This window comes from Mycoplasmopsis agassizii, from assembly GCF_002276225.1.
GTDB lineage: Bacteria > Bacillota_I > Bacilli_A > Mycoplasmatales > Metamycoplasmataceae > Mycoplasmopsis_B > Mycoplasmopsis_B agassizii_A.
Genome location: NZ_NQNY01000017.1, coordinates 1 through 12,673 on the forward strand (window position 1 = coordinate 1; position 12,673 = coordinate 12,673).

Below are 12,673 nucleotides of genomic sequence, written 5' to 3' on the forward strand. Positions count from 1 at the left end.
CTTGTTTGTATTTCATATTACTTATATTATAAAAAATAACTACAACCTTTCTGTTGCAGTTATTAGGCCGATGCGGGCTCCTATTTTTTATAAAATAGGAGTTTTTTTATAAATAAGTATTTTTTTAACAAATTAACTATTTAAATATTAATTAATAAATGTATTTTGTTTTTCGCTTTTTGTATTAAAATTTAAAAATATGATTAAAGTTCAGGATCTATACTTCGCCTATGGTGAATCGGAGAAAAATGCCATTGATGGTATGAGTTTTGAAATTCCTCGTGGTAAATATATTGCCATTTTAGGACATAACGGTAGTGGTAAAAGTACTTTTGGTAAATTACTAGTTGCACTCTATCGAGCTAAAAGTGGCACTATAATAATCGATGGTATTGAAGTGCGCTCATCTACTAAAGACCAAATTCACGAAAAGGTTGGAATTGTTTTTCAAAACCCTGATAACCAGTTTATCGGTGGCACTGTTGAAGATGATATTGCTTTTGGTTTAGAAAACAAAAAAATTGATTCAAAGAAAATCAATGACACCATTATTGAATTAAGCCGTAAAGTAGGTATGTTTGAATATTTAGAAAGAGAACCTGTTTCTCTTTCTGGAGGACAAAAGCAGCGTGTTGCAATTGCTTCTGTTTTAGCATTAAACCCTGAAGTAATCATTTTTGATGAAATCACATCAATGCTTGATCCAAAAGGTAAATCTGATGTTTTAAAACTGATTAAAGAAATTCAACAAGAAAGATTAAAAACCTTAATTTCAATCACTCACGATATGGATGAAGCTATTCAAGCAGATTTATTGCTAGTGTTTTCAGGTGGTAAATTAGTAGCATCGGGCTCACCTGCAGAGATTTTAAATAATAAAAAAATTATTGAACTAGCAAAAATTGATTCACCCTTTATTTACAAAGTAAGTGACCAATTACATGGAATTGAACCAACATATGATCAAGATCAATTAGTAGAGGAATTATGCAAATTATTGTAAAAAGTATTTCACATATTTTCAATAAAAACACGCCCTTAGAATATCGTGCTTTATATGATTCTTCTTGCAACATTAATCAAGGAGAATATGTAGCAATTATTGGTCAAACAGGTAGTGGTAAAACTACTTTTATTGAGCATTTAAATTCTTTACTAACGCCAGAAACTGGAAGTATTAACTGAATTTTTGAACATGAATATCGTAAAAAAAAGAATTTAATTCTAGGTGGATCTAAGAGTCCAAAAAATGATGTTGCTCCATTAATTGATTCTAAAAATGTAACTTTACAAAAACAAAAGTTTCGTAAGAAATTCAAAGAATCAAAAATGATCAGGCAACATGTTGGAGTTGTTTTTCAATTTGCTGAATATCAACTTTTTGAGTCAACAATTGAAAAAGATATTATGTTCGGACCTCTTGCTTATGGCGTGCCTAAAGAAGAAGCTAAAAGAAGAGCAAAAATTTATTTAGAAAAAGTAGGACTTCCTGAAGATTATTTACATAAGAATCCACTTGCACTGAGTGGTGGACAAAAACGACGTGTTGCTTTAGCAGGAATTTTAGCAATTGAACCTGATGTTCTAATTTTGGATGAACCTACTGCTGGTTTAGATCCTGCAGGAGTCAGAGAAATTTTAAGTATCTTTGATAAATTGAATGAAGAAGGAAAAACAATTATCATGGTAACACATGACATGAATAATGTGCTTGAAAGAAGTCATCGAACAATTGTTTTTTCAAATGGTCAAATCGTGCGTGATGATGCAACTGTGAGAATTTTAAATGATGAAGTTTTCCTAAAAATGAATAATTTAATTGCACCTCAAATCATTGCTTTAATTAACAGAATTAAAGAAAAAAAACCTTATCTTAATTTTCCTGAGATAACTAAAATTGAACAACTAACTGATTTTTTAAATAAGAAAATTAAAGATAAAAAAGGAGAGACAAATGAATAGTGTTTTCGGGCGTTATTTACCAATTAATACTCCTTTACATTTCATTGATGCAAGGTTAAAAATTTTATTAACTGCAGTTTCAATTGCGATGGTTTTTTTGAGTAATTACTTAGTCTCTTCTTTGTTATTTTTATTTTTTGTTATGGCTGTATATTACATGACAACTAAAAGATGAAAAAGTTTTTTTAGAATTTTAATTACTCCAGTTTTAGTTTCGCTATTTGTCTTTTTACTAAACATGTTCACGGCTCAACCAATTACCGATCCTAATAATGCAGGAATACCATATAATGGCTTTCCTAACTGAGTTAAAGAAGGTGGTGGTGATTCAGGTAATTTTAGGGTTACGATCACCTACAACATGGTTATGGAATTTGCTGCTTTAGTAATTCGTATTTATACAATTATTTTAATCACAAGTTTATTAACTTTAACTACTAAACAAATCTTTCTAGCAAAGGCAATTGAGTTTTGAATTTATCCTTTAAAATTCTTATTCATACCTGTTGAAATTATCTCAATGATAATTTCAATTGCCCTTAGATTTATCCCTACTTTACTAGAAGAAGCACGCCGTATTATGAAGGCTCAAGCTTCTCGTGGAGTCGACTTTAAAAACGGGAAACTACGTGAAAAAGCTAAAAGTACAATTGTTTTAATTATTCCTTTATTTGTTACAAGTTTTAATAAAGCAGAAGATTTAGCATTTGCTATGGAAACTCGTGGTTATGATCCTTATAAGGCTCGTTCTAAATATCGCCGTTTATCATTTAAATGATATGACTATTTAACCTTCTTATTTTTCATGGCTTTTTTAGCTTATTTTATTGTTTTCAAAATTGAACCAATTGCTACTCAAGTAAGTGTGTCAAATAGTGGATTTTGACATAACTATATCAGTTTTGATTATTCATTAAGTGGCTTTGTTGCAAGGTAAATAATGAGTGAACAAGAAAAAGATATTTTAAAAAAAATAATAAAAATTAATGATGATGTTTTGAAATGAGATCATCATTATTTTAATTTAGATGAATCTTTAGTACCTGATGAAGTTTATGATTACAATCTTTGAGAACTTCATAATTTAAAATATAAATATCCATATCTTTTTAAGGATTTAGAAAATGATGCAACCAATAATGTTGGTTCTTCTTTATTAGAAAGTAATTTTAAAAAGGTAAAACATACTAAAGAAATGGTGTCTTTAAAAAAGGCACATAGTTTAGAAGAAGTGCAAGATTTTCTTGACAAAATAAGTAAAGTAGATCCTGAATTTAAAATTGTTGTGCAGCCTAAAATAGATGGATTATCAATTTCTATTAAATATGAAAATGGTTATTTAAAACAAGCCTTAACAAGGGGTGATGGAAAAACTGGCGAAGATGTTACTCAAAATATTAGAATGATTGATAACGTACCTAAAAAAATAAGTTATATAGGTAATCTAGAAGTTAGAGGCGAAGTTTATATGCCTCTAGATATTTTTAATAAACTAAATGAAGTAGATAATTTAAATTTTGCAAACCCCCGCAATGCAGCTAGTGGTGCTTTAAGACAAAAAAATTCTCTAGTAACTAAAAGTAGAAACCTAAGTGTTTTTTTATATGAAATAGTTGATGCAAAAAAATTAGGTTTAACTAGTTATGAGCAAGTAAATATTTTCTTACAAGAAAATAATTTTGTCACTCCTGAAATTAAATTATTTAATTTTAATGAAGTTGAAAAATTAAAAAATTATTTAAAAGATTTTAAAGTTGAAGAAGTAGGTAATTTCCAAATTGATGGAATAGTTTTAAAATTAAACGACTTAAATAAGTATTCATCATTAGGTCAAACTGCTAAATTTATTCATGCAATGATTGCCTATAAATTCGAAGCAGAAACAGTTATTACAAAACTATTAAATATCTTCGCAACAGTCGGTAGAACAGGCGCAATCACTTATAATGCAGTTTTAGAACCTGTGCAACTTGATGGCACAACTGTATCAGCTTCTACGCTTCATAATCATGATTATATTAAGCAATTAAATATTAATATCAATGATGATGTAGTTGTGATCAAAGCAGGACAAATTATTCCTAAAGTTTTATCTCTAGCAAAAGAAAAAGATCATATTGATTATTTTCCAATAATCAATAATTGCCCTTCATGTAATTTTGATTTAGTTATTCAAGAAGGTTTTGTAGATCAATTTTGTGTTAACCCAAATTGTCCAGAAGTCAACTTAAGAAAACTAATTTATTTTGTTTCTAAAGATGCAATGAATATCAATAGTTTAGGTGAAAAGAAATTAAGATTTCTTAGAGATAAAGGTTTAACAAGTAATATTAAAAGTCTATATCTTTTAAAAGAACATAGAGATCAAATTCTAGAATTTAATGGTTACAGTGAAAAAAGTGTCGACACTTTTTTAAAGGAAATTGAAGATTCAAAAAAGAATGGAATTTCAAGAATAATTATTTCATTAGGGATTAGAAATCTAGGAGTTGTTTCTGCAATAGATTTAATTGATTTTCTGAAAGAAAATGGAGTAAATAGTTTTAATGATTTACTAAATTTTAATTATGAAAGAATTTTAGAGATGAAAAATTTTGGTCCAATAGTTACCTCATCATTAAAAAGTTTTTTTGAAAGTGAAGATACAAAAGATCTGTTGAATTTTTTTGCAACAGAAAATTTTGATTTTTATATTAAAGAAGAAAAAACAGATAAATTAAATAATCAAACTTTTGTAATTACTGGTACACTTTCACACCCTAGAAAATATTTTGAAAATCTAATTAAAGAAAATGGTGGTAAAAATTTAAGTTCAATAACAAAGGATTTAAATTATTTAATTGCTGGTGAAAATGCAGGTTCAAAATTAGAAAATGCAAAAAGTAAAGGTGTTAAAATAATAAGTGAAAAAGATTTTTTAGAAATGATAAATTAAAATGTTGAACAGAAAATTTAAAGATGATATTTTAAGTATAGAAACAAGATTTGATATTTTAAAAAATCAAGTCTCTTTTTTTACTAGTCTTGAAGAAACTAAAATCAAAAAAATTTTCGAGATCATTAAAAATAAAAAATCAATTAAATTTAATTCAAACAATAAAATATTAATTTCTCATTTCAATACAAATAAATCTAATCATGCACTTCATATAATAAAAGAAACTTTAAAAGAATCTTTTAATATTTATAATGTCAAAGAAGAAATAATTTATGATGAATTTAATTTATTAAAAAGAGCTAATTTAGAATATTTTGATTTTGCAATATCTATTGAAAAAGATATCAACAATGAAAGAATTATTCTTAAATTTTTTGATTCTAATTTTAATAAAATAGACATTTTAACAGGCGAATCATTTAAAGATATTGACTTAAGTTTAACTACTAAAAAAGTAGAAAATATTTTCTTTGATAAATCAAATTATTTTTTTATAAACACAATAAGAGAATTTGAACTTTTTAAAAATTACAATAATTTATTCGAAGATTTCAATGATAGTGTGGTTCATAAAAATTCATGAAAATATAAAAATGATTTGAAACAAAGTAATAAATCTATTAGAAATAAATATTTACAAGCTTGATTAAAAATTAAAAGTAATCAAGAAAATATTTTTTTAGTTTCTAAATCAAATATTTCATTTCTATATAAAAAAAACAATAGAAAAATGCAGTCATATAATATAAATGAATTATTTTTATTATGACTTGTTTATTTAAAGGAAACAAATAAAGACAACGAATATTTTTTTAATTTTTCTTATTCAGTTTCGAATGAAATAATTAATTTTTGTAAAGCTAATAAAATTAATTATGAAAAATCTTTTTACAAAAATCCACAAGATAAAAACACAGTTTTTTTTAATGGTGTTGATCAATTAATATTTGATAATGATGAATCAAAAAATTTAGTTTTACAATCACAAAACTTTTTATTAATGATTAATCATTTTAAAAATTTAAACACAACCTTGTTTTCTGTTCTATCAAAATTAAAGAATATATATAAATCAAATTTATATCTTAATCAAATAATAAATATTGAATTTGGTTTTGAAAATTTTTTAATAGACAATCTAGAAGAAGAAAAAACTATATTGGATAAAAAAATTGTTTTTTCTAGAAAACAGTCTATTTTTAGCAGCACATACAGGCAATATTTTTTAGAAGACAAAACATGATTTACTATTTATTTTGATAACAATCAACCTTATGAAATTAACTTAATTACACAAGATTCTGAACAAAGCAAAAATCTAGCAAGCCAAATTAAAAAAGGCGTACTAGATAAAATTCCTAGTACAACAGATTTTAAAATTAACTTTTGAAATATTGCAAAATATTTAATTTTAATTTCTATAGTAGTTATTTTATTTGCTGTAATTTTTTCTAAGTTTTATCAAAGTTTTTCTGACAGTAATATTTTTCAAAGTGTATTTGAAATGGGTAAAAATATCAATCCTTTATTTTTATTAATATTATGGGGAAGCACATTCACATTTTTTATTTTTCAAGCATTATTAAGATATAGACTTTTAAGGAAGCAAAAAATATATGTCAAATACCGGCATATGTTTATGATTGCTTGAATGAGTTTTTTTGTTTCTTTTATTACACCTTTACAAATCGGCGGCGATCTTTTAGCTATTTGATTTTTAAGAAGAAGGGGTATACCTTTTTCAAAATTAGCAGCAACTTTTGTTTCTGCTTCTTTAATTTATCAACTAGCTTTATTTGTCAATATATTATTGTTTTTTAGTTTTGGACATAATTTTTATTTCCTTTTATTTAATACAAATCAAACTGTTTTTTACTTTTTTTTAATCAGTAGTTTAGTAACTATTGTAGTTGTTGCTTTTGCTTTAATTTTGACCATTTCTACTAAGATACAAAAACTAATTAGTAAAACATTACTTTATATAGTTATTAGAATTCCTTTTTTTCAAATTCAAGACCATAACTATTTTGATCTAAGAGTTAATGATTCGTTAGAATCATTAAGAAGTAGTATTAAGTTTTTATGAAATAAACCATTACTAATTTTAGAAATGCTAGCATATGAAATTATTCCAAGATTTTTTGTTGGTATTTCGGTAGTTAATTTAATGCTTGGTATTGTCAATACAGATTTAAATTTAGGTCTTCATCCTTATTTATTGCAAATAGTTGCTGCAAATACAATTTACACAACTAACTCTTTATCAATTTCACCAGGCGGCAGTGGAACTCAAGAACTTTTAACAGTTTTAATTAATAGTACCATTTTTAAAGGTGCTAATTTAACAGATGCAAATAATAATGCAGCACATAGTGATTTAATTAATAAGGTATTTAACTTATGACCGATTTTAATTGCGGGTTTTGGCTTATTAATCACAACTTTAATAGGTGAAAAAAGATTGCAAACGATTTGAAGAAAAAATCGTGATTCTTCTTTAAAGAAAACTAATGAGTTTTTTATCAGTCATTATTATCGCTATGCAACGATTTTTTGAATCATAGCAATTGCAATTTTTATTTTGACAATTTTTCTATTGCTTTTATTGTAATTTTATTCATGTTTCAAAAATATGGTATAACCTAGATAATGCAAGAAAATAAATTAGTAATTGTTGAGTCACCAAATAAGATCAAAGCTATTAAAAAATACCTTGGTGATGGTTATGAAGTGATGGCAAGTGTTGGTCATGTGGTTGAACTATCAAAAAGTGGTAAATACCAACTAGGTATCGATTTAGAAAAATGAGAACCTAAGTATGTAATTGCTGAAGATAAGAAAAAAATTGTTGATGCCTTAATCAAATCAAGTAAAGCTGCTTCAAAAGTAATCATTGCAACTGACCCTGACCGTGAAGGAGAAGCAATTGGTCAAAATTTAGTTGAAATTTTGAATGTAGAAGATAAACACACTCGTGTTAAATATAACGAAATAACTAAGCAAGCAATTCAAACTGCTTTTGCAAATGAAACTGAAATTGATAAAAATTTAGTACAAGCACAAAAAGTTAGAAGAATGCTTGATCGTATCATTGGCTTTCGTTTATCAAAGTTAATGCGTTCTAAATTTTCAAATACACCAGTTAACCCTAGTGCAGGGCGCGTGCAATCAATTGCTTTAAAATTGATTGTTGATCGTGAAAAAGAAATTGAAGCATTTATTCCAGTTGAATATTACAATATCGCAGCTTATTTAAATAGTGATTACAAAATGCTTTTAATTTTAAAAGATAAAACAGGAGATAAAAACTGAATCGAACCTAGTGAAGTAGATCAGATTTTTAATTCTCTTTCAAAACGCATGAAAGTTATTGATGTAGCAACATCAACTCGTTCAGATAAGAAAGCAACACCTTTTAAACAGTCTGCTTTTTATAAACGTTCTAAATTAAGTGCACGCAGTTCACAATCAAGTGCACAACGCTTATTTGAAGGTTATGGAGATGAAGGGTTGATTACTTATCCTAGAACTGATTCAACTGTTTTAAGTCAAACATTTTTAAATGATGCAAAAAAATATATCACTAAAAAATTCGGTGAAAAATATTGAGATGGTAATGTCAAAGGTGTTGCAGGAGATCAAAATGCTCACGAGGCAATTCGCCCTACAGATTTATCTTTAACACCTGAAATTGCAAGAACTAAATACTCTTTAAATAATGATGATTATCAAACTTATAAATTAATTTATGATAACACCTTAAAGTCAATTATGGCTGCTCCAATAAGAGAAATTACCAGTTTTACTTTTGACAATAATTCTTACTGATTTAAACATAATCAACGTAAATTAATTTTTGATGGATACCGAAAAGCAATTGCTAATGAAGAAGATGAACAACTAATTTTAGATTTAAAAATTGGTGATGAAATCGAAATTTTTAAATTAGAAAAATTAGCTAAAAAAACTGAACCACCTGCACGATATAATGATGGTTCTTTAATTGAAATGTTAGATGAAATTAAGGTAGGTCGTCCTTCTACTTTTGCAACAACTGTTAACATAATTAGATCAAGACAATATGTTGAAAAAACAGGGCAAGCTTTAAAGCCTACTGAATATGGAAGACAGTTATTACAAAAACTTCTTGAAGGTTTCCCTAATATAATTAATGAAAGATATACAGCAGAAGTTGAATCAGATTTAGACTTAATTTCCGAGGGTAAAAAAGATTATATAAACTTGATGAATTCTTTTTATAATTTATTTACAGAGACCATGGAATTTGCTTATGAGAATTTAGAAAAAACAACTTTACTTCCCGAATTTTTAAATGAAAAATGCCCACTTGATCAAGGTGAATTAATTTATAAAAATTCTCGCTATGGAAGATTCGTAGGATGCTCAAACTACCCTACATGTACCTATAATCGGCGTATTCCTAAGCAAACACGTTCAAATAAATTATTAGATTCTTTAAAGAAAAAACCAAAATTAGATGAATAAAATGTGCATCAAAAAATGCACATTTTTGTTTTCCTTTTTTTTAATCATGTTTTTTAAAAAGAGAGCCATAAAAAACCTTGCTTTTGACAAGGTATATTTTTTAATATTTTGCAATTTCTTTTTTAGATAATTTTAAATATTTAAGATAACCAATTAATGCAAAAATTCATATAATAGAAAAAATTAATTCTAAGAAAATATATAAACTTAATGAATGCTTATCTTCGATAATCGTTTCTTCACTTGTGATTTTCATGATCAACATAATTGATAAAACCATAAATGCAAAACCTACAAAAACTGAAATAATTAGTAATGAAATTCATCCTCATAATAATGCACTTACTCCAGTTAATGATATTGCTAAACTAACAACAAAAGCAATTAATAAAATTGATAAAATCGTCGCTGTAACAAAGTAAATAGTATAAAAGTTTTTAACTGAAATTAAGCGTCTTTTATGATATTCATTAAGTCTTTTTTGATTCTGTTTTTCGATTGAAATTTCTTGCATTATGATTCGTATTTTTCAGGATGTTTTTGTTTCATTAATTTAATAAATTCATCTTTTGGAAACTTACCATATTCCTTCATTAAACTAATGCATTCTTCATATTCAGCAACTGCTCAGTTTTCATCTTTAAAACTTCCAACTTGAGTAATACCTTTACGTTTTCAATTTTTATAAGTTGAAAAAAAGTATTTAACATCATCAAGAAATTTTTCAGGTAAATCACTTAATTTAGTAATTGAATCCAAACGATAATCATCTGCATGAACTGCAATTAATTTAGTATCAGTTTCACCATCATCAATCATTTGCATTGCGCCAACTAAGCGTGCTTTTAAACTTGAACCAGGTTGAAATTGCTCAGATGAATAAACTAAAACATCTAATTCATCTCCATCTCAATCAAGTGCATCTGCTAAAAATCCGTAATTAGCAGGATAGACATAATCGCCCCTTAAAATACGATCAACAATTAGTTTTTTACTAGCACGATCGTATTCATATTTAATTTTTGAACCTTTTGAAATTTCAATGGTTACATCTAATAATTTATTTTTCATAACTAGTACATTGTAAAATAAAAAAGTCGTTTTAGGTTATTTATTTTTATGAAAATTTTCCTAATTTTAATAATTGAAAATAAATAACTAAATAAAAAAGTTCAAAACTTAATTTGAACTTTTAGGATTGAAAATAATTTTTAATTATTTTTGAAAAGCAGCATTATATTTTGCATCAAGTCTAGAACTTTTGCGTGCAGCATTATTTGCATGTAGCACATTTTTTGATCTTGCGTTTGCAATTTCTGAATGTGCTAATCTTACTAATTCTAAAGCGTTTTCATCTTTTTGATTAATTGCTTTAATTGCTTTTTTAGTTGCAGTTTTAACTCTAGATTTGATAGCATTATTACGAAGACGACGTTTTTCGTTAGTTACAATACTTTTAATATTTGCTTTAATATTTGCCATATTTGATTCCTTTAAATAGTGTTTAGTTTTAAATATATCTGCTACTGTGGAAAGTATTTAAAATAGCTTGCTCTATTTTAACAAAAAAAGCATTTAGATGAGCTAAAAAAATCTAAAATTTAATAGTTAAATTTTAGTAGTTTTAATTCTTAAAACTTATCTACTTTTGTTAGCAAAATAAATCCATAAAACCACTAAAAAAGTAGTTTTTTGAACCTAATTTTTAAGCAGGAAAATTGCTTTTTATGTTATAACTATTATTATAACCTTGGTTAGTTCAAAAAATTAGAGCAACTAACCCATTAGACCAGAAGGAGGAAACGATGAGTCAATATGAAATTATGATGATTTTAGCACCTGCTGAAAATGAAAACGTGGCAAAAGACATGTTAACATCAACATTTAAAAGCGGTAAAGTTACTAAATTTGAAGTACTTGATAGAACAGAACTTGCTTATGAAATTAACAAAAGTAAAGTTGCTAAATATGTACTTGCTTTAGTCGAATCATCAGATGAGAAAAACGAAGTTGCTGAGTTTGTGCGTAAAGCAAACATCAGCAAAAGCGTTTGAAGACATCTTGTAGTTAACTTAACAACTGAGCGTGGAATTAATAAACCCGCTACACCACTACCTGCAAGAGAACTTAAAGTTCGTCGTGAAAATACTAAAGAGGAAAGTAGCGAAGTTAAACGTAGCTACACACCTAGAAAAGTTACTTCACAAAATAAAAAAGCTGCTTAGTTAGCTAAAAGTTAAAGGAAGTATTACATGAACCAAGTTTCAATAGTTGGAAGATTAACAGCTGACCCTGTTTTATCAAAAGGTGCTTCAGGTATTGAATACCTAAGAGCAACGGTTGCTGTCAATCGACCTTTTAAAAGTAGAACTGGTGAAACAATTGCTGATTTTATCGGCTTTTCAGCTTGAAATCAAACAGCAGTTTATTTATCAAAATATGCTAAAAAAGGTGACATTATTTCAATTTTAGGTTCAATTGAAACTTCTACATACACAAATCCTAATGACAATAAACTAGTTTATAACCAAACAGTTAGGGTCAATAATGCAAGCATTATTTCTTCAAATCGAAATAATCAAAATGCACAAAGCACTAATACATTTTCTTATTCAGAAAATAATTCATATCAAAATAATTTTCAACAAACTAGTTTTGAAGAAAATAAATTTGCAAAATTACAAGACACAGAAACAACTTTCCATAACGATTCTAAGTCTAATGATTGAGCAAATGACAGCTTTAATTTAGATGATGACGATGATTTTTTTGATGATGATAGTGACTTTTAATTAAACTATAGAAAGGAACCTAAAATGGCATTTGTTAAAAAATCTAAAGGTAAAAAAGTTTTAAAAAGAAAACGCATTTCTCAATTAGATCAAGATGGTATTAACTATATTGATTATAAAGATGTTGATTTATTGTTAAAATACATCAACACCCACGGAAGAATTTTACCTTCTAAAATTACAGCTGTTTCTGCTAAAAGACAACGTTTACTAACTGTTGCAATTAAAAGAGCACGTGAAATGGCTTTGATCCCTTACAAAAGGGAACGTGTTCGTTCAAACCGTCCTTTAATGGGTAAAAGAGGCGACAGACAAGCACATTCTGAAGGGCAAAAACCTCAAACTCCTGAAGCTACTGCATCAGAAGAATAATTAAAATTTAAAACGAACTTTAAGTAGTTCGTTTTTTTAATAATTTTTGATTACACCTACTTCAATACTCAAAAATAATTTTCAAAATTTTAAAACTGAGTTT

Annotated in this window: 11 protein-coding genes and 1 pseudogene; 9 read left to right on the plus strand and 3 right to left on the minus strand. The window is 26.7% G+C overall.

The window, feature by feature from the left end; translation table 4 throughout:
• The first annotated feature begins 199 nt into the window (after nt 1–199).
• From CJJ23_RS04370 to topA, 6 genes are read left to right on the plus strand one after another with little or no spacing between them, the layout of a single operon-like run.
• Complete coding sequence (locus tag CJJ23_RS04370; protein ID WP_095335130.1) at nt 200–1,003, plus strand: energy-coupling factor transporter ATPase; 804 nt, start codon at nt 200–202, stop codon at nt 1,001–1,003.
• Nucleotides 988–1,962: an energy-coupling factor transporter ATPase gene (locus CJJ23_RS04375; RefSeq protein WP_095335131.1), complete on the plus strand. Its 975-nt coding sequence runs from the start codon at nt 988–990 to the stop codon at nt 1,960–1,962. Before CJJ23_RS04370 ends, CJJ23_RS04375 begins: the two co-directional genes overlap by 16 nt.
• Entirely contained in the window at nt 1,955–2,899 is a 945-nt protein-coding gene (locus CJJ23_RS04380) for an energy-coupling factor transporter transmembrane component T family protein (protein WP_095335132.1), read from the plus strand. The genes CJJ23_RS04375 and CJJ23_RS04380 overlap by 8 nt, the downstream gene beginning before the upstream one ends.
• A gap of 3 nt (nt 2,900–2,902) precedes the next feature.
• The gene (gene ligA, locus CJJ23_RS04385; protein ID WP_095335133.1) at nt 2,903–4,897 is read left to right on the plus strand and encodes an NAD-dependent DNA ligase LigA; all 1,995 of its coding nucleotides are present in this window, start codon (nt 2,903–2,905) and stop codon (nt 4,895–4,897) included.
• Nucleotide 4,898: 1 nt separating this feature from the next.
• Nucleotides 4,899–7,511, plus strand: coding sequence for a lysylphosphatidylglycerol synthase transmembrane domain-containing protein (locus CJJ23_RS04390; RefSeq protein WP_095335134.1), 2,613 nt, complete (start codon nt 4,899–4,901; stop codon nt 7,509–7,511).
• A gap of 38 nt (nt 7,512–7,549) precedes the next feature.
• Nucleotides 7,550–9,406 (plus strand): type I DNA topoisomerase, encoded by a 1,857-nt coding sequence (gene topA / locus CJJ23_RS04395; RefSeq protein WP_095335135.1) that lies wholly within the window; start codon nt 7,550–7,552, stop codon nt 9,404–9,406.
• 100 nt (nt 9,407–9,506) lie between these two features.
• Here the strand turns inward: topA and CJJ23_RS04400 are convergent, their stop codons facing one another.
• The 3 genes from CJJ23_RS04400 to rpsT all read right to left on the minus strand — a co-directional run bounded on the left by CJJ23_RS04400 (nt 9,507) and on the right by rpsT (nt 10,888).
• Nucleotides 9,507–9,920: a hypothetical protein gene (locus CJJ23_RS04400; protein ID WP_095335136.1), complete on the minus strand. Its 414-nt coding sequence runs from the start codon at nt 9,918–9,920 to the stop codon at nt 9,507–9,509.
• Nucleotides 9,920–10,477, minus strand: a complete 558-nt coding sequence (locus CJJ23_RS04405) for an inorganic diphosphatase (protein ID WP_095335137.1) — start codon at nt 10,475–10,477, stop codon at nt 9,920–9,922. Before CJJ23_RS04405 ends, CJJ23_RS04400 begins: the two co-directional genes overlap by 1 nt.
• Before the next feature lie 144 nt (nt 10,478–10,621).
• Complete coding sequence (gene rpsT, locus CJJ23_RS04410; protein ID WP_084231850.1) at nt 10,622–10,888, minus strand: 30S ribosomal protein S20; 267 nt, start codon at nt 10,886–10,888, stop codon at nt 10,622–10,624.
• A 323-nt stretch (nt 10,889–11,211) separates the two neighbouring features.
• Here rpsT and rpsF point away from each other — a divergent pair, with 323 nt between their 5' ends.
• The 3 genes and pseudogenes from rpsF to rpsR form a co-directional block, all read left to right on the plus strand.
• Entirely contained in the window at nt 11,212–11,631 is a 420-nt protein-coding gene (gene rpsF / locus CJJ23_RS04415; protein WP_095335138.1) for a 30S ribosomal protein S6, read from the plus strand.
• Between the two features lie 27 nt (nt 11,632–11,658).
• On the plus strand, nt 11,659–12,198 hold the full coding sequence (locus CJJ23_RS04420; protein ID WP_095335139.1) for a single-stranded DNA-binding protein: 540 nt from the start codon (nt 11,659–11,661) through the stop codon (nt 12,196–12,198).
• A 24-nt stretch (nt 12,199–12,222) separates the two neighbouring features.
• Nucleotides 12,223–12,465: pseudogene (gene rpsR, locus CJJ23_RS04425) on the plus strand (30S ribosomal protein S18); the annotation flags it as partial.
• Nucleotides 12,466–12,673: the final 208 nt, after the last annotated feature.